This is a genomic window from Brevundimonas sp. (genome assembly GCF_041648615.1).
Classification (GTDB): Bacteria; Pseudomonadota; Alphaproteobacteria; order Caulobacterales; family Caulobacteraceae; genus Brevundimonas.
Window position 1 is genome coordinate 34,296 of record NZ_JBAZOS010000020.1, and the last position, 16,531, is coordinate 50,826.

At 68.5% G+C, this 16,531-nt stretch carries 17 protein-coding genes and 1 tRNA gene; 13 read left to right on the top strand and 5 right to left on the bottom strand.

Going from position 1 to position 16,531, the window contains the following annotated elements; all coding sequences use genetic code 11:
* Positions 1-4: 4 nt before the first annotated feature.
* Positions 5-622, top strand: a complete 618-nt coding sequence (locus WC555_RS09285) for a DUF1190 domain-containing protein (protein ID WP_373253050.1) — start codon at positions 5-7, stop codon at positions 620-622.
* A gap of 242 nt (positions 623-864) precedes the next feature.
* Here WC555_RS09285 and WC555_RS09290 read toward each other — a convergent pair whose 3' ends face one another.
* A complete protein-coding gene (locus WC555_RS09290; RefSeq protein WP_373253069.1) occupies positions 865-2,508 on the bottom strand; it encodes an ATP-binding protein in 1,644 nt (547 codons plus the stop codon).
* Positions 2,509-2,765: 257 nt separating this feature from the next.
* Here WC555_RS09290 and WC555_RS09295 point away from each other — a divergent pair, with 257 nt between their 5' ends.
* A complete protein-coding gene (locus tag WC555_RS09295) occupies positions 2,766-4,745 on the top strand; it encodes a hypothetical protein (protein WP_373253052.1) in 1,980 nt (659 codons plus the stop codon).
* On the opposite strand, the gene lipB is transcribed toward WC555_RS09295, so the two are convergent.
* Positions 4,742-5,485 carry a lipoyl(octanoyl) transferase LipB gene (gene lipB, locus WC555_RS09300; protein WP_373253054.1) on the bottom strand — a complete coding sequence of 248 codons (744 nt, stop codon included), beginning with the start codon at positions 5,483-5,485 and terminating at the stop codon, positions 4,742-4,744. The genes WC555_RS09295 and lipB overlap by 4 nt on opposite strands.
* Positions 5,486-5,515: 30 nt before the next feature.
* On the opposite strand from lipB, the gene WC555_RS09305 reads away from it, so the two are divergent.
* From WC555_RS09305 to WC555_RS09340, 8 genes are all read left to right on the top strand, one after another.
* On the top strand, positions 5,516-5,812 hold the full coding sequence (locus tag WC555_RS09305; RefSeq protein WP_373253055.1) for a FliM/FliN family flagellar motor switch protein: 297 nt from the start codon (positions 5,516-5,518) through the stop codon (positions 5,810-5,812).
* Positions 5,813-5,861: 49 nt separating this feature from the next.
* On the top strand, positions 5,862-6,236 hold the full coding sequence (locus WC555_RS09310) for a four helix bundle protein (protein ID WP_373253056.1): 375 nt from the start codon (positions 5,862-5,864) through the stop codon (positions 6,234-6,236).
* 100 nt (positions 6,237-6,336) lie between these two features.
* Positions 6,337-6,423: transfer RNA gene (locus WC555_RS09315), tRNA-Leu, on the top strand.
* 58 nt (positions 6,424-6,481) lie between these two features.
* A complete protein-coding gene (mgtE, locus tag WC555_RS09320) occupies positions 6,482-7,894 on the top strand; it encodes a magnesium transporter (RefSeq protein ID WP_373253057.1) in 1,413 nt (470 codons plus the stop codon).
* A 65-nt stretch (positions 7,895-7,959) separates the two neighbouring features.
* Complete coding sequence (locus WC555_RS09325; RefSeq protein ID WP_373253058.1) at positions 7,960-9,285, top strand: lysozyme; 1,326 nt, start codon at positions 7,960-7,962, stop codon at positions 9,283-9,285.
* Positions 9,286-9,355: 70 nt separating this feature from the next.
* The gene (locus WC555_RS09330) at positions 9,356-10,519 is read left to right on the top strand and encodes an isovaleryl-CoA dehydrogenase (protein ID WP_373253070.1); all 1,164 of its coding nucleotides are present in this window, start codon (positions 9,356-9,358) and stop codon (positions 10,517-10,519) included.
* Between the two features lie 50 nt (positions 10,520-10,569).
* Complete coding sequence (locus WC555_RS09335; protein WP_373253059.1) at positions 10,570-10,755, top strand: DUF3008 family protein; 186 nt, start codon at positions 10,570-10,572, stop codon at positions 10,753-10,755.
* 86 nt (positions 10,756-10,841) lie between these two features.
* Positions 10,842-11,519, top strand: a complete 678-nt coding sequence (locus WC555_RS09340) for an exopolysaccharide biosynthesis protein (RefSeq protein ID WP_373253060.1) — start codon at positions 10,842-10,844, stop codon at positions 11,517-11,519.
* 55 nt (positions 11,520-11,574) lie between these two features.
* On the opposite strand, the gene WC555_RS09345 is transcribed toward WC555_RS09340, so the two are convergent.
* From WC555_RS09345 to flbT, 3 genes are all read right to left on the bottom strand, one after another.
* Positions 11,575-12,405, bottom strand: coding sequence for a flagellin (locus WC555_RS09345; protein ID WP_373253061.1), 831 nt, complete (start codon positions 12,403-12,405; stop codon positions 11,575-11,577).
* 201 nt (positions 12,406-12,606) lie between these two features.
* A complete protein-coding gene (flaF, locus tag WC555_RS09350; RefSeq protein WP_373253063.1) occupies positions 12,607-12,975 on the bottom strand; it encodes a flagellar biosynthesis regulator FlaF in 369 nt (122 codons plus the stop codon).
* Positions 12,935-13,357, bottom strand: coding sequence for a flagellar biosynthesis repressor FlbT (gene flbT / locus WC555_RS09355; protein WP_373253064.1), 423 nt, complete (start codon positions 13,355-13,357; stop codon positions 12,935-12,937). Before flbT ends, flaF begins: the two co-directional genes overlap by 41 nt.
* Positions 13,358-13,488: 131 nt before the next feature.
* Here flbT and WC555_RS09360 point away from each other — a divergent pair, with 131 nt between their 5' ends.
* From WC555_RS09360 to WC555_RS09370, 3 genes are read left to right on the top strand one after another with little or no spacing between them, the layout of a single operon-like run.
* On the top strand, positions 13,489-15,276 hold the full coding sequence (locus WC555_RS09360; protein ID WP_373253065.1) for a tetratricopeptide repeat protein: 1,788 nt from the start codon (positions 13,489-13,491) through the stop codon (positions 15,274-15,276).
* A gap of 37 nt (positions 15,277-15,313) precedes the next feature.
* Entirely contained in the window at positions 15,314-15,775 is a 462-nt protein-coding gene (locus tag WC555_RS09365) for a hypothetical protein (RefSeq protein WP_373253066.1), read from the top strand.
* Positions 15,772-15,981, top strand: a complete 210-nt coding sequence (locus WC555_RS09370; protein ID WP_373253068.1) for a hypothetical protein — start codon at positions 15,772-15,774, stop codon at positions 15,979-15,981. The genes WC555_RS09365 and WC555_RS09370 overlap by 4 nt, the downstream gene beginning before the upstream one ends.
* Positions 15,982-16,531: the final 550 nt, after the last annotated feature.

Genomic DNA, 16,531 nt, shown 5'->3' on the forward strand with positions numbered 1-16,531 from the left:
TCCGATGAGCGAACACACCCTTCCCGAAACCACCACCCTGCGCCGGATGAAGCGCTCGCGGACGCTGCAGGTCACCAGCCTGATGGCCACCGTCAGCTTCTCCATGGCCGCCTGCGGCTCGCCGCAACGCTCCATACCGGTAGCGGAGCCCGACCCGGCCCTGGCCTACACCTCGACGGCCGAGTGCAAGGCGGCCAACGACGTCACCGACGCGGAATGCGACACCGCCTACGCAGAGGCCCAGCGCCAGGCCGCCGAGGGCGCGCCGCGCTATGCGACGCGGGAAGAGTGCGAGGGCCAATGGGGTCCGGAACAATGCCGGCCGCTCAACAACAGCGGCGGCGGGTCCTTCTTCGGCCCGCTGGCGACCGGCTTCATCATCGGCCAGCTGATGAACGGCGGCGGCTATCGCGGCGGCGGCGCCCTGTATCGCGACCGCGACGGCCAGTACTCCAACGGCTACGGCGGCGGCTATCTGTCGCGCGACTACCGGACGGGCCGCACCGTCGCCAACCGCAACGACGTCGACGTCGCGCGCAAGGCCCCGGTCCGGGCCCAGAGCCGCACCGCCGTGGTCTCGCGCGGCGGCTTTGGCGGCGGCGGACGCGGCTACGGCGGATAGAGCGGCCAGGGTCCGGCGGATCCGGCGTCAGGCGGCGTCAACCTTGGCAGGTCCGTGGTCGGCGTCGTCGGCTCCGACCGTCAAAATCCTCCGTGCATCCCCGCCAAGGCGGGGATCCCGGTCTGGGCTGCAACCAGACGGGCTGAGGCGACCGGCGCTCGGTCCGACACCGGTGGTGAGGTTAAAGCCTGGGTCCCCGCCTTCGCGGGGATGCACGGATGTGGGGGAGCCGAGGTTCGGCCCTAACTCGCCGCCGCCAGCATGACCCCGAGCGGAAGCGTCATCTCCATGGCCTGCATCAGGGCCCCGGGCGTGATCGGCTTGGCCAGATGGCTGTCGGCGCCGGCGTCGGCCGCGTCCTGGACATGGTGGGCCATGGCGTTGGCGCTGAGCATGATCAGGGGTGTGCGCGGGCGGTCCTGGGCCTGTTCCATGGCGCGGATGGCGCGGGTCGCGGTCAGGCCGTCCATGACCGGCATCTGCATGTCCATCAGGATCAGGTCGAACGGGCCGGCGGCGAAGGCCGCGACCGCCTGGGCGCCGTCGCCGACAGTGATCACCTCCATGCCGTCGCCGGCCAGGATGGCCTGAACGACGCGCTGGTTGACCGGGTGATCCTCGGCCAGCAACACCCGCAGGGGCGCGTCGCCGATCCACGGCGCCGACCCGACAGCCAGGGCGCCGCGACCTTCGTCACGGGCTGTCGCCGCGGCCCGGGCGGCGTCATTGGCCGCGTCATGGGCGGCGACCGAGCGCGTGCGCGACAGGGGGATGGCGACGGTGAAACAGCTGCCCTCGCCGGGCGTGGATTCGGCCTCGATCTCGCCGCTCATGATCTCGACCAGCGAGCGGCAGATCGACAGGCCCAGGCCGGTGCCGCCGAAGCGGCGGGTGATGGTGCTGTCGGCCTGGCTGAAGCGCTGGAACAGGGCCTCGCCGGCGGCGGCGTCAAAGCCCACGCCGGTGTCGCGCACCGTCAGGGTCAGCAGGGCGACGCCGGGCTCGGGCGTGTCGTCGGCCACCTCGATCGAGACCGAGACATGACCTTCGGGCGTGAATTTGACGGCGTTGGACAGCAGGTTGGACAGCACCTGGCGGATGCGGGTGGCGTCGCCGAGGAAGTCGCCGCGGGCGCCGGGGCCGCGCGTGACGTGGAAGGCCAGCCCCTTCAGTTCGGCCTTGACCCGGGCCGTGTCGATGACCCCGTCCAGTTCGCGCTCCAGGTCCATGTCGCCGATGGCGAAGTCCAGATGGCCGGCCTCGATCTTGGCCACGTCCAGGATGTCGGACACCAGCCGCTCCAGGGTCACGCCCGACTGGTCGATCAGCGCCACCAGCTCGCGCTGGGCCGGAGTCAGCTCGCTCTGGGCCAGCACGCCGACCAGGCCGATGACGCCGTTCAGCGGCGTGCGGATCTCATGGCTCATATTGGCGAGGAAGTCGGTCTTGGCCTGGTTGGCGACCTCGGCGGCGGCCTTGGCCTCCATCAGCTCGCGATCGGCCAGGACCCGGTCGGTGACGTCGCGGGCCACGCCATAGATGCGGTCGCCGACGCGCCGGGCCCGCCACTCCAGGGTGCGGTAGCCGCCGTCCTTGTGGCGATAGCGGTTGATCATGCCGGTGACCGGATCGTCCGGAGCGCGGTTCTCGACCTCGACCACGCTCTCCAGGGTCGCGGTCATGTCGTCGGGATGGGCCAGCCGAAGCAGCGGGCGTCCCTCCACCTCGTCGGGCCGCCAGCCCAGGGTGGTCTCCCACGAGGGACTGACCCGAACCACGCGTCCGTCCAGCTCACGAATGACCAGCAGGTCCAGCGACACGTCGAAGAAGGTGCTGATCGCCAGGGCGTCGACATCCTGTTCCGGGCGGGACAGCGGGACTGGCATCAAGCGGGGATCCTGTTCGGTCTGCGAGCGCGCGCCGACGTTGCACCTGCCAAGGTTAAGACGACCCTTGCAACCGTCAAAACGCGACAAAAAAGCCGGGGCGCGCCCTGATCGCGGCTGTATCCGGGGCAGGGCTTCCGTCGTAGGAAGGCGGGGTTCGTCCCGAGGCGCGGCTGTGGCCGCCGGTGCGATCGCCGGTCATTGGGGGGCGGCGGAGATCAAGACGCCGCCCTGCGGGCGCGCGGGGGAACGAAACCATGGGCTCGCTTATCCGCGCCAACGCCGCACGCGGCGCATCGAAGACTGCGGCCAGGGTCTCGACCACCAAGGGTCACGCCGGGGCGGTCACGACGGGGGAACGGCTGCGCTACGCCTTCGACAAGAGCATGGCGGCGGGACCGGTGGCGCTGGCCGGCTGGCTGGCGCTGGTGTCGCTGGTGACCATCGCCCTGGCCGCAACGCTTCTGGCCCTGACCCGCATCGGGCCGGACGGAGGCTTTGACTTCGGCGAGGCGGCCTGGCAGTCGCTGATGCGGACCATGGACGCCGGGACCATGGGCGGGGATTCGGGCTGGGTGTTCCGCTTCGTCACCCTGTTCGTGACCCTGATGGGCATCCTGGTGTTCTCGGCCCTGATCTCGATCATCTCGGCCGGGCTCGATTCGGCGCTGGAGGGGCTGCGCAAGGGCCGGTCGCGGGTGCTGGAGAGCGACCACACCATCATCCTGAACTGGTCGCCGTCGATCTTCGACATCCTGTCCGAACTGGTCATCGCCAACGCCAGCCGGAAGAATCCGCGCATCGTCATCATGGCCGACCGGGACAAGGTCGAGATGGAGGACGAGATCGCCGACAAGGTCCCAGACCTCGGCAACACCCGCATCATCTGCCGCAGCGGCGACCCCACCGACCTGTTCGACCTCAGCCTGGTCAACGCCCAGACCTGCCGCTCGATCATCGTCGTCTCGCCCGGCGGCGCGGCGGATCCCGACAGCCAGGTGATCAAGACCGTCCTGGCCCTGACCAACGATCCCAAGCGCCGCGACGAACGCTATCGCATCGCCGCCGAACTGCGCGACGCCCGCAACGCCGAGGTGGCCCGCATCGTCGGCGGCGACGAGGTCCAGCTGGTTCTGGCCGACGACCTGATCTCGCGCATCGTGGTCCAGTCCAGCCGCCAGGCCGGGCTGTCGGCCGTCTATTCCGAACTGCTCGATTTCGACGGCTGCGAAATCTACACCACCGAACTGGAGGAGCTGGTCGGCGTCACCTATGGCGACGCGGTCATGGGCTATGAGGACTCGGCCCTGATCGGCCTCAGCTATCCCGACGGCCGGGTGCGGATGAATCCGCCGATGGACGAGGTCATCACCGCCGGCAGCCGCGCTGTCATCATCGCCGAGGACGACGCCGCCATCCGGCTCAGTCCCATGCCCGACGACGCCGTCGACGCCGCCGCCGTCCGCAAGCCGGCGGCGGTCCGCCGCTCGGCCGAACGGGTGCTGGTCATCGGCTGGAACCGGCGCGGCCCCATGATCGCCCATGAGCTGTCGCGCTACGTCAAGCCGGGCTCGGTCCTGACCGTGGCCGGCGACGTCCCCGGCCTGGCCGACGAGATCCGCGCCATGCCGCTCGGCTCGAAGAACATGAAGGTCGGGGTCCGGATCATCGACACCAGCCACGCCGCCTCCCTGGAGGCGCTGGAGCCCCTGACCTACGACAGCATCATGGTGCTGGGCTATTCCGACCACATGGAGGCCCAGTCCGCCGACACCCGGACGCTGATCACCCTGCTGCACCTGCGAAAACTGTCCGAGCGGCTGGGCGAGCACATCAGCGTGGTCTCGGAGATGATCGACATCCGCAACCGCGAACTGGCCGAGGTCACCCGCGCCGACGACTTCGTGGTGTCCAACCGGCTGGTCAGCCTGATGCTGGCCCAGGCGTCCGAGAACGAATACCTGTCCGCCATCTTCGACGACCTGCTGGATGAGGACGGCTCGGAAATCTACATGCGCCCCGTCGGCGACTACGTCGATCTGGACCTGCCGGTCAGCTTCTACACCATCGTCGAGGCCGCCCGCCGCCGCGGCGAGACCGCCATCGGCTACCGCCGCCGCCGCCCGGACGACGCCGACGACAGCCGCAACATGGGCGGGGTGGTGGTCAATCCGCCCAAGTCGGAACGCCTGTCCTACGAGCCCGAGGACCGGGTCATCGTGCTGGCCGAGGACTAGCCGCCGCCCTGAACCGGCGCAACGCCCGCCGTCGTCGCGCCGAACACCCGTCCGAAACTGGTCTTCAGCGCCGCGTCGGCCTCGTCCATGGTCGCCGGCACGCCCAGGTCGACGAGGCTGGTCACCCCATGCTCCGCGATTCCGCACGGCACGATGCCGGCGAAATGGCCCAGGTCGGGCTCCACGTTCAGGCTGACGCCGTGGAAGCTGACCCATTTGCGCACCTTGACGCCGATGGCGGCGATCTTGTCCTCGCGCGACCAGCCCAGGCCTTCACTTGTCAGCCCCTTGCGCTCGACCCAGACCCCGACGCGGCCCTCGCGCACGTCGGCGGGCACGCCGAACGCGCCCAGGGCGCCGATGATCCACTGCTCCAGCCCGCGCACCAGGGCCCGCACGTCCCTGCCGCGCGCGGTCAGGTCCAGCATCACATAGGCCACCCGCTGGCCGGGCCCGTGATAGGTGAACTGCCCGCCCCGCCCCGTCCGGTGCACCGGAAACCGCGTCGCATCCAGCAGGTCGCCATCCCTGGACGACACCCCGGCCGTGTACAGCGGCGGATGCTCCAGCAGCCAGACCAGTTCGGCCGCCTCGCCCGCGGCTATGGCCGCCGCCCGGGCCTCCATGGCCGCCACCGCGGCCTCATAGCCGACCCGCCCGTCCGACACCGCCCATTCGACCGCCCGGCCGTCGGCGCGGACCAGTTTCGGGACGGCTGAGCTTAAGGCTTGGGAAAGCATGATGCTCCCAATGTGGGGCCCGGGAGCGCCATGCAAGTCCAGATCGCCCAGTCAGAGTCAGTAGCCGAGTCCCCCATGAGCCAGATCGAAGCCGTCGAAGTCGAGATCTCGGTCGTTCTGGGGCGCTCCGTGCTGCCCATGAGCCAGTTGCTCCGCATGGGCCGCGGCGCCGTCATCCCGCTCGACGCCTCGGAATCGGACGAGGTCTGGATCCTGGCGAACAACCACCCGGTCGCGCGCGGCGAGATCGAGATCCGCGAGGACCGCATCGCCATCACCGTGACCCGCGCGGCCGACGTCTACGATTTCATGGCCGGCGCGGCCTAGGGATCAGGCAGTAGGCAGTAGGCATTAGGGGGTGTGAACGGAGGGACGAGTGTCCGAAGTGCGCAGCTATCGTGACTTGCTCGTCTGGCAACGGGCGATGGACCTCGCAGTGGGTGCCTATGCGCTTAGCCGAAACTACCCTCGTGATGAGCTGTTCGGCCTGACATCGCAAACCCGCAGGGCGGCTTCCTCCATCGCGGCCAATATCGCCGAAGGATACGGCCGTTCCACGAAACCGGCCTACCTGAACTTCCTGCGGATCGCCCAAGGCTCCCTGAAGGAACTCGAAACCCACCTGATCCTCGCGGAAAGGATCGGCGTGACGCCCTCCGCTTCGACCGATGCACTGCTTGGCGCGGCTGACGAACTCGGTCGCATGCTCAACCGCCTGATCTCTAAACTGCAGAACCATCCGGGACGCTGAAGAGCGCTGCTTTCCTACTGCCTGTCGCCTACTGCCTAATCCCTCATCAGCCCCCTTCCCTTCCCCGCATCTCTCCGCTATCAGCCCCCCTCCGATGCGAGCGGTCGTGGCGGAATTGGTAGACGCGCAGCGTTGAGGTCGCTGTTCCCTAACCGGAGTGGAAGTTCGAGTCTTCTCGACCGCACCATCGTTTTTTGTAAGGCAAATCAACGACTTATCGCTGATACATGGCAGGGAGGCCAAGCGTGACTACCACCGCAAAAGCCCCCCTGCCGCCTGCCTCCCACGCCGACATCGATCACGACGCCCTGGATGACGACTACGTCCTGACGGCGTCCTTCGTCGAAAAGGTCGTCGACGCCTCCGACGCCGGCGACGGCCTCAAGCTCCGCTCCCTGCTGGAAGACCTGCACCCGGCCGACGTGGCCGATCTGATGGGCTTCCTGACCGCCGAGCACCGCGCCGTCGTCGTGCTGTGGCTGCCGGCGGACCTGCTGGCGGAAACCCTGCCCGAGCTGGACGACAACATCCGCGAGGAGGTGCTGGAACGCGTCCCGCACCTGATCCTGGCCGAGGCGCTGCAGGAGCTGGATTCCGACGACGCCGCCGCCGTGGTCGAGGATCTCGAGGACGACCAGCGCGAACGCGTGCTGGCGGCCATGCCCGAGGTCGACCGCGCCGCGATCGAGAGCTCGCTGCGCTACGCCGAGGATTCCGCCGGCCGCCTGATGCAGCGCGAGGTCATGGCCGCGCCCTCGTTCTGGAACGTCGGCGACACCATCGACCACATCCGCAAGCAGGGCGAGGATCTGCCCGAGCTGTTCTTCGACATCTATATCGTCGATCCGTCCAACAGGCCGGTCGGCGGCCTGCCGGTCAGCGGCCTGCTGCGCGCGTCGCGGTCGATCGCCCTGACCGACATCATGGAGCCGATCAACGAGATCGCGGTCGACCAGGACCAGGAAGAGGTCGCCTACATCTTCGAGAAATACCACCTGATCTCGGCCCCCGTCATCGACGCCGAGGGCCGGCTGGTGGGTCAGATCACCGTCGATGACATCGTCAACATCATCCAGGAGGAGAACCGCGAGGACATCCTCCGCCTGGCCGGCGTGTCCGACGAGGACCGGGGCTCGTCAGTGTCCGAGATCGTGCGCGGCCGCGTGCCGTGGCTGGCCATCAACCTGGCCACCGCCATGCTCGGGGCCAGCGTCATCGCCTTCTTCGGCGCGACTATCGAGCAGATCGTGGCCCTGGCGGTGCTGATGCCCATCGTCTCCGCCATCGGCGGCAACGCCGGCACCCAGGCCCTGACCGTGACCGTGCGCGCCCTGGCGACGCGCGAGCTGAACAGCTCCAACGCCCCGCGAACCTTCCGCCGCGAGCTGGCGGTCGGCCTGGCCAACGGCCTGGTTCTGGCGCCGCTGATCGGCAGCGCCGCCGCCCTGTGGTCGGGTGACTGGCGCATCGGGGCGGTGATCGCCGTGTCGATGGTGCTGAATCTCGTGGTCGCGGCCACGGTGGGGGTTCTGACGCCCCTGACCCTGTCGAAACTGAAGTTCGACCCGGCCGTGTCCTCGGCCGTGTTCGTGACGGCGACGACGGACTTCTTCGGATTCCTGATCTTCCTTGGTCTCGCCACGCTTGTGTTGATCTGATCACGGCCCGGCCCTTGCTCGTTCCCTCAACGGGCGAGCAAGCCCGTCTCGATTTGGGTCAATCCGTGTCCAGTCCGACCACGCCACGTCTGAAGGTCTCCCGCGAGGGGGTCGTCCTCATCAAGAGCTTCGAGGGCTTCCGTCCGCACGCCGTGCGCGGCGAGGACGGGCGCTGGGTCATCGGCTATGGCCACACCGCCTCGGCCCGCGAGGGTCTGGGCGTGGGCGAGCAGGACGCCGAACTGCTGCTGCAATACGACCTCCTGCCAGTGGTGCGGGCCCTGAACGAACGGGCCCCGGCCACGCTGAACCAGCACCAGTTCGACGCCCTGGCCAGTTTCGCCATCTCCGTGGGAGTCGAGCGCTTCCTGGCCTCCGACGTCCTGCAGCGTCTCAACGAGGGGCAGGCGGACCGCGCCGCCGAGGCCCTGATCGGCTGGCCGGAGGCCGCGTCGCCCGAGTCCCGCCTGCGCCGCCGCGCCGCCGAACGCGCCCTGTTCGTCGCCGATCCGGCGTCCGCCGTCACCCTGGCCGACCTGTTGGCCGCCCCCCTGCCGTCCCCGTCGACTGAGCCGGCGCAGGCGCAGGCCGAGGCGACCGACGCCCACGCCGTCGCCGCCCTGCCGGATGAAGCGCCCGGGCCCGAGGCCACGCCCCTCCTCGCCGCCGGGCCGGACCTGTCGCCTGAGGCGGCGCCGGCTCCGGCCGCTCCCGCGCCACCGGCGCCGGCCGTCCACGCCGCCCATCTCAACCGCTATTCGCCCTACGCCGCCGCCATCATCGGTCCCCTGCCCGGTTTCGAGCCTGCGGCGCCCGCACCCGCGGTGGAGCCGGAACCCGCGGCTGTCGAGCCCGCTCAACCGGAGACGGTTCCGGTCGAGGCGGAGCCGGAGGCTCCGGTCCCGAGCCCGACGGGGGCGCCTGACCTGACGCCCGTCATTCCGCTGGTTTCGCCGGCGCCCGCGATCTCGCCCTTCCCGCCGATGGACCAGCCGCTGGTTCTCACGCCCCTGACCGAGGCCGACATGGTTCAGGCCGACATGGTTCGGGCCGACCGTCCGGCCTGGCCCGAGGAAGCCCGCGCCGCGCCGGCCGCCGTCGAGGAGACCGTGCTTTTCGAGGACGAGCCGACGCTGTCGGTCCTGCGCCACGAGGTCGAGCCGACCCCGCCGCGGCGGTTCGACTGGAGCGAAACCGGCGCCTTCCTGATCATGGGCGGCGTCGGTCTGGCCGCCTGCGGGGCCTCGGCGGCGGCCTTCCGCCTGGCGGTCGAACAGCCCTCGCCCATGGGCGAGACCAGCGTCATCGCCTGGGCCCTGGCCCTGATCGGCGTGATCTGCGTCGGCGTGTCCTCGTGGAACCTCTACGTCCGCTGGGGCAAGCCGGACTGACGCTTCTTCTCCCCCGGGAGAGGGTTTGAGCGACTTTGCGGCGGCGGCGCGCGGTGCTACCCCCGCCGACATGAGCATTCCCAACGCCCCCCAATCGATGGATTTCGGCCTCGGCGACAACGCCGACATGATCCGTGAGACCACCGCCCGCTGGGCGACCGACCGCCTCGCCCCGCTGGCGGCCGAGATCGACGAGACCAACGCCTTCAAACGCGAGCTGTGGCCCGAGATGGGCGAACTGGGCCTGCATGGAATCACCGTCGAGGAAGAGTACGGCGGCCTCGGCCTCGGCTACCTCGAACACGTCGTGGCCATGGAGGAGGTGTCGCGCGCCTCGGCCTCCATCGGCCTGGCCTACGGGGCCCACTCCAACCTCTGCGTCAACCAGATCCGCCGCTGGGGCACCGACGAGCAGAAGCGGAAATATCTGCCGAAGCTGATCTCGGGCGAACACGTCGGCTCCCTGGCCATGTCCGAGGCCGGCTCGGGCTCGGACGTCATGTCGATGCGCACCCAGGCCCGCAAGGACGGCGACCGCTACGTCCTGAACGGCACGAAATTCTGGATCACCAACGCCCCGCACGCCGAGACCCTGGTGGTCTACGCCCGCACCGGCGAAGGCAGCGGCGGCGTCACCGCCTTCCTGATCGAAAAGGGCATGAAGGGCTTCAGCGTCTCGAAGAAGCTGGACAAGATGGGCATGCGCGGCTCGGACACCGCCGAACTGGTGTTCGAGGACTGCGAGGTCCCGGAAGAGAATGTCATGGGCCCGGTCGGCGGCGGCGCCGGGGTGCTGATGAGCGGCCTCGACTATGAGCGGGCGGTGCTGTCAGGCGGTCCGCTGGGCATCATGCAGGCGGCGATGGACGTGGTCCTGCCCTACGTCCGCGAGCGCAAACAGTTCGGCAAGGCCATCGGCAGCTTCCAGCTGATGCAGGCCAAGGTCGCCGACATGTACGTCGCCCTGAACTCGGCCCGGACCTATGTCTACGCCGTGGCCCGCGCCTGCGACGCCGGCAAGACCACGCGCTACGACGCCGCCGGGGCCATCCTGCTGGCCAGCGAGAACGCGGTGAAGGTCAGCCTCGAGGCCGTCCAGGCCCTGGGCGGCGCCGGCTATACGAAGGAATGGCCCGTCGAACGGCTGGTCCGTGACGCCAAGCTGTACGACATCGGCGCGGGGACGAACGAGATCCGGCGCTTCCTGATCGGGCGGGAGTTGCTGGGAAGCTGAGGAACCCGTCGGACGCTTCGGGATTGCTCCTCCACGAAAGGAGCCGCCCCATGCCCGCCAGATCCGCCGCCCAGCAGAAAGCCGCCGGAGCCGCCCTGTCGGCCAAACGCGGCGACACGCCCGAATCCGAACTGAAGGGCGCCTCGAAGCAGATGGTCGAGTCGATGACCGAAAAGCAGCTCGAGGAATTCGCCCACACCACCCGCAAGGGCAAGCCCGGGCACGTGAAGCCCTGAGCCCCCGGCCCCGGATTGACGTTTGTTAAGTGGCGTCCGCGTACAGTCGCGCCTAGATCGGACTCTCTCCCCCCGGACGCCGCCCGATGCCCGACTATGATTATCAGAGCGACACCCGGCCCTTCTCGCAGGTGATCCACGACATCGGCCTCAAGGACGATCCCAAGCTCTACCTCGGCGAACTGGTCAACGCCTTCGGCGAGCGCGGCTTCGGCGCCCTGATGCTGTTCTTCGGTCTGTTGAGCGTGGCCATCGGAATCATCCCGGGCACGACGACCGTGCTGGGCGCGCCGCTGCTGTTGATGGGCCTGCAACTGGCCATCCGCCAGGACCAGCTGTGGCTGCCGCGCTGGGCCCTGCGCCGCGCGATCGAGCGCCAGGCCTATCGGCAGGGTGTGGCGCGGGTGCTTCCGCGGCTGAGAATGATGGAGCGGCTGTCGCGGCCCCGCCTGTCGATCATGACCAGCGAGCTGTCCGAGGTTCTGATCGGCGTCGCCACCTTCCTTCTGGCCTGCATCCTGATCCTGCCGCTGTGGGGCGGCAACCTGATCCCGGCCCTGATCATCTCCGCCTTCGGCTTCGGCCTGCTGCAGCGCGACGGTCTGGCCATCCTCCTCGCCTGGACCGCCGTCGGTCTGATCTGCACGGCCGGCCTGGTCGTCTGGCTGGCCTGGACCTGGGTCTCGCCCTATCTCCTGCCGGTCTGGGAATGGGCCAACAGCCTGCTGCCGCAGTTCTGGACCTGGCTCACCGGCCTGTTCTGAACGACGAAACGCCGGAGAGGTCTCCCCCTCCGGCGTTTGTTCGAACCTGAAGCTGTCAGTTCTGGAACAGCGACAGCACCAGTTGCGGCGTCTGATTGGCGATGCCCAGGGCCTGAACCCCCAGCTGCTGCTTCGTCTGCAGGGCCTGGAGCTTGGCGCTTTCCTTCGCCAGATCGGCGTCGACCAGATTGCCCACTCCCGCCTCCAGCGCGTCCGACAACTTGGCGACGAACGTCAGGTGGGTCGAGAGCGCCTTCGACTTGGTGCCCAGCCGCGCGAGCGAGGCCGAGACCTTGTCGATGGAGGTGGTGACGGCCGTAAGCGAAGCCGTCGCCTTGGTCAGGGTGTCGATCGACTGCGTGGTCGCGATCGTCACATTCGCGCCGCCCAGAGCCAGGACTTCCGCGCCAACCGTCAGGCTGGACGTGCCCGTCACGTTCGCCAGGGCCTGGAACCCCGTCGCTCCCGTCTTCAGCAGGTTGACCCCGTTGAATTCGGCATTGCCGGTGACCGTGGCGATCTGGTCGCGAAGGGCCTTGAAATCCTCGTTCAGAGCCGCGCGCGCCGACGTCTTGAGTGACGCATCCGTCGCAGCGAGTGCCTTCTCCTTCAGTTGGAGCAAGAGGTCGGAGACCGTCTCGCCCGCCGCCAGGGCCACATCGACCGCGGCGATGCCACGATCGAGCGACTGTTTGACCGCGCTCAGCGCCCCGATGTCGGCGCGTTGCCCCTGGGCGATGGCCCAGATGGCTCCGTTGTCCTTGGCGCTGGAGACAGACTTGCCGGTGTTGATCCGGTTCTGCACCGTCGCCAGCGAGGCGTTGGTCGCGTTCAGGTTCTGGAGCGCGACTTGCGCGCCCGTGTTCGTGTTGACCGACATAACCATCGGCTGTCCTTCCATTCTGGAGGTGAAGAACGGCCTTCTGGCCGTCGAACCAATTCTGGTTCGCGCACGCCCACGCAAGCATCGGGCCGGTTTCCGGGCCGATGCTTGCGTCAATCTTTTCAATGTTTTAGGAGCGCGCCGCGCCGCGACCCGGCAGGTCTGACCGGTCCGGCGCGGCGCGTCTTGCCTACCCGGGCCGGCTCAGGCGGCCTGGGCCGCTCCGGGACCGGCGAGCCCCTGCATGACCATCTTGTTGATGTCGATCAGGGCGTCGAAATCGTCCTCGCCGCGCATGATCGCCGAGGAATGGCGGCTGACGAAAAGGCTGATCGAGATGATCTGGGCCCGCAGGCTCTTGTCCATCGCATTGTCCGGATTGGCGCAGTCGGTCGCCAGCGCCGACCACAGCCGGCGGTTCCAGTCCAGGGCGTCGATCCGGGTGGCGACATCGGTCGCGTCCACCGTCGAGGCCTGCATCAGCGCCCGGGTCACCTGCCCGAACAGCCGATATTCCGTTTCACGCGGGTTTTCAGCCCGCGTGGCCGCGGTCTTGTACGCCTGCAGCGACATTCGCCAGCCCTTCCTCGTAATCCACCAGTTTTCGCGCCGCCATCAGGGCCTTGTAGTATTCGCGCGCCATCACATGCCGTGACGCCGCCACGCAGTCCGCCAGCACCTGCGGATTGCGCGTCGCACTCATGAACTCCGTCAGACGCAAGGCGAACTCGTCATAGACCTTCGGCGCCTGGGCCTCGTCCAGGTACATCATCATGACCGGGAAATAGACGCGGGTCGCCGGGCTGTTGACGTCCTCGAGCTGGAGAATGTCCTTCTCGCGCAGCACCGAAGCCTTGTTCTGAAGGATCAGCACGCCGCGACGGTCGCCGTTCTGGACCACCGCGCCGTTGAGCACGAATTTCTCGCCGGGTTTGAGCGACAGCTTGAGCGGCATTTGCGGGAGCATCTCCTGACAGGCTCGCGGCGACGTTAGGAAGCCGGGAACAAACGCACGCTAAACAGTCGTGGTTAACCATGTCTTGTGACCCCGGCGGCGATCCTTCCGGGACACTTCAGGATCGATCCATGTCCGCAGCCGATCTGGCTCCAGAGCTCGTCCACGCGCCCCAGCTGGCCGCCCAGGGAATGGTCGGAGACTCCGCCTCGCCCGAAGCCATCCGCAAATTGTCGCGGCAGCTGGCCAATCCGAAGCTGGCGGTCAAGGCCCAGCGCAAGGGCCTCGAGAAGCTGAAGGCCGCCCTGATGGCGATTCGCGCCGGCGACTTCGCCCTCGGCGCCAGACGGGCGCTCGACGCGCTGCAGATCGACGAGACCAGCGGCCTGGCCTGGCACGTCCTGGCCATCTGCCGCGAGAAGTCGGGCGATTTCGGCCAGGCCCTGCTGGCCTATGAGGCCGCCCTGAAACTGCTGCCCAACGAGACCGACGTGGCCCACGACCTGGGCCGGCTGGCGCAGCAGATGGGTTATCTCGACATCGCCGAAAAGCTGCTGGTCAAATATCTGGCGGCCGAACCCGGGCATGTCGAGGCGACCAACAACCTGGCCTGCGTGCAGCGCGACCAGAAACGCTACGGCGACGCGGTCGAGACGCTGCGCGCCCTTCTGGGGGTCGAGCCCGAATCGCCGGTGCTGTGGAACACCCTCGGCACGGTGCTGAGCGATCAGGGCGACATGGCCACCGCCCTGACCTTCTTCGAGGAGGCGCTGCGGCACGACCCGGCCTTCGCCAAGGCGCGCTACAACCGGGCCAATGCGCGCCAGCCGCTGGGCGATGCGGCCGGCGCGCTGGAGGATCTGGACGCCGCCCTGCCCGGCGCCGAAAGCCCCTATGAACGGGCCATGATGACCATGGCGCGGGCCATGCTGCTGATGACCCTGGGCCGCATTCCCGAGGGGTTCGAGGCCTATGAGGTGCGGCTGGACCCGCATCTTCCCGAGGCCATGCGGGTGGCTGTCGAGGCCCCGCGCTGGGACCCCAAGACCGAAGACATCCGCGGCAAGCGGCTCCTGATCGTGGGCGAACAGGGCATCGCCGACGAAATGGTGTTCGGAACCTGCATCGGCGACGCCATCGAGGCGGTCGGTCCGGACGGCAAGGTCCTGGTGGCGGTCGAGCCGCGCCTCATCGGCCTGTTCCAGAGGGCGTATCCGCAAGCCGTCTTCGGCGCCCACCGGGCGGTCAAGCTGGAAGGCCGCATCACCCGCTATGTCCCCTTCGTGGAGGAGATGGAGGACGGCGTCGACGCCTGGATTCCGATGGCTTCCCTGCTGGCCGCCTACCGCCCGTCCGTCGACCGGTTCCCGGACCGCCGCGGCTATCTGAAGGCGGACGCGGACAAGGTGGCCCATTGGCGCGCCGAGCTGGAAAAGCTGGGCCCGGGGCTGAAGGTCGGCCTGCACTGGAAGAGCCTGGTCCTGACCGGTTCGCGGGCCCGCTACTTCTCCAGCTTCGAACGCTGGCGGCCCGTGCTGGAGACGCCGGGCGCCGTGATGGTCAACCTGCAATGCGGCGACGTCGCCGACGACCTGGCCGCGGCCGAGGCGGCGGGCGTGTCGATCTGGACCCCGCCGATCAATCTCAAGGACGATCTCGAGGACGTGGCGGCCCTGTCCGTCGCCCTGGATCTGGTGATCGGGCCGGGCATCGCCGGGACCAATCTGGCGGCGGCCGTCGGCGGCGCGGCCTGGATGATCACGGCGCCCGACGACTGGCACTATCTGGCGACCCAGAAGTATCCCTTCTATCCGCACCTGCGCTTTTTCCGGCGCGACGGATTCGACGCCTGGGAAGGCGTGATCGACCGCGTCCGTGCCGCGCTCGACGAGGCGGTCAAGGTCGGGAACGCCGGATAGCGGCGGGGCGTTGATCTCCCGAACAGGGAGCGACCTCATGCCCGAACTCGACGACTATTCGGACGATCAGGAACAGTCGGAAGTCTTTGACGAAACCCATATCGACGACGAGGGCGACGGCGACATCCTGCTGGACGAGGCCGATCCCGTGCTGGACGTCACCCAGGTCGACGGCGACGCCGACGAGGAAGAGTTCGACGAGGACGTCGAGGACGATCTGGACGAGATCCAGGGCGCCTCGGGCATCGAGGCCGAGGCCGACGCCTTGCTGGGCGTGGACGGCGAACGCCTGACCGAGATCGACGCCGAGAGCGCCGGAGAACGGGGCCCGGACGAGGTCGAACTGGTCTACACCGGCCTGATGCGCAACGTCCGCGGCGCCCAGGCCAGCGCCGCCCACTGGGAGGCGAAGAGCCTCTCCGACGACGATATCGCCGACCTGGGCTACGGCCCCGACGGCGACGAAGATCACCCCGCGAAACAAGGAGGGCGGCCATGACCACTCAGACGCACAAACCCGATCATCAGCAGTCCCCTGCCGACGACGCGCCCCATGCGCGCAAGGCGGAACGGGAGCACGGCAAGCCGGACCAGCTCTGCGAAGAGGAACGCGACGCCGAAGACCGCCAGGAAGCCCTGCTGGACGAAGGCCTGGAAGAGACCTTCCCCGCCAGCGACCCGGTGTCGGCCAAGCGGATCACATAACACCAGCGCCCGCCGTCTCCTCCCCACCTCGTGGGGAGGGGGACCGCCCGCGCTCTTCGCGCGGGTGGTGGAGGGGGCGACTCGCTGGCGGATTTTGAGCGATCCACCGGCCCCGCCGGCGTCGCCCCCTCCGTCTCGTCGGCTTCGCCGCCGATCCACCTCCCCATCTGCGATGGGGAGGAGACGACTACGGACGCTACTCCGCGAATCTATAGTCGGGTTGGCGAGACAATATCCCGCCGCATCAACGGCTTCCGCTTTTCCCAAACTATATTCCTGGCGCCGTTCCCCACGGCCTTATCATTCCCTCATCCCGTCGCGGGGGGAGGGCGTCTGGCGCCAGGGCCAATCACGTGCGGCGGGTGTGATCGTTGCGGGACGTCGCGCCTCGCCCTCGGGCGGCGCGCGGCGGAACCGGACCGCGCTTGAGGACGGGTTGCTCCCCCCTTCGGCGTGCGAAGGGACTGTCCTCCGGGTTGAAACGGAGGAGCCCAGGAGCCTGGCCGCTCCTGCCCGCCCGGGCTTAGTTTCGAAAGGGCCTAAATGGCGA

Coding starts and splice junctions, on each gene's coding strand:
- WC555_RS09340 (WP_373253060.1), top strand. CDS start 10,842: ATGCCCGACTATGATTATCAGAGCGACACCCGGCCCTTCTCGCAGGTG.
- WC555_RS09370 (WP_373253068.1), top strand. CDS start 15,772: ATGACCACTCAGACGCACAAACCCGATCATCAGCAGTCCCCTGCCGAC.
- WC555_RS09345 (WP_373253061.1), bottom strand. CDS start 12,405: ATGGTTATGTCGGTCAACACGAACACGGGCGCGCAAGTCGCGCTCCAG.
- WC555_RS09295 (WP_373253052.1), top strand. CDS start 2,766: ATGGGCTCGCTTATCCGCGCCAACGCCGCACGCGGCGCATCGAAGACT.
- WC555_RS09305 (WP_373253055.1), top strand. CDS start 5,516: ATGCAAGTCCAGATCGCCCAGTCAGAGTCAGTAGCCGAGTCCCCCATG.
- WC555_RS09330 (WP_373253070.1), top strand. CDS start 9,356: ATGAGCATTCCCAACGCCCCCCAATCGATGGATTTCGGCCTCGGCGAC.
- WC555_RS09285 (WP_373253050.1), top strand. CDS start 5: ATGAGCGAACACACCCTTCCCGAAACCACCACCCTGCGCCGGATGAAG.
- flbT (WP_373253064.1), bottom strand. CDS start 13,357: ATGCCGCTCAAGCTGTCGCTCAAACCCGGCGAGAAATTCGTGCTCAAC.
- WC555_RS09360 (WP_373253065.1), top strand. CDS start 13,489: ATGTCCGCAGCCGATCTGGCTCCAGAGCTCGTCCACGCGCCCCAGCTG.
- lipB (WP_373253054.1), bottom strand. CDS start 5,485: ATGCTTTCCCAAGCCTTAAGCTCAGCCGTCCCGAAACTGGTCCGCGCC.
- WC555_RS09365 (WP_373253066.1), top strand. CDS start 15,314: ATGCCCGAACTCGACGACTATTCGGACGATCAGGAACAGTCGGAAGTC.
- flaF (WP_373253063.1), bottom strand. CDS start 12,975: ATGTCGCTGCAGGCGTACAAGACCGCGGCCACGCGGGCTGAAAACCCG.
- WC555_RS09290 (WP_373253069.1), bottom strand. CDS start 2,508: ATGCCAGTCCCGCTGTCCCGCCCGGAACAGGATGTCGACGCCCTGGCG.
- WC555_RS09335 (WP_373253059.1), top strand. CDS start 10,570: ATGCCCGCCAGATCCGCCGCCCAGCAGAAAGCCGCCGGAGCCGCCCTG.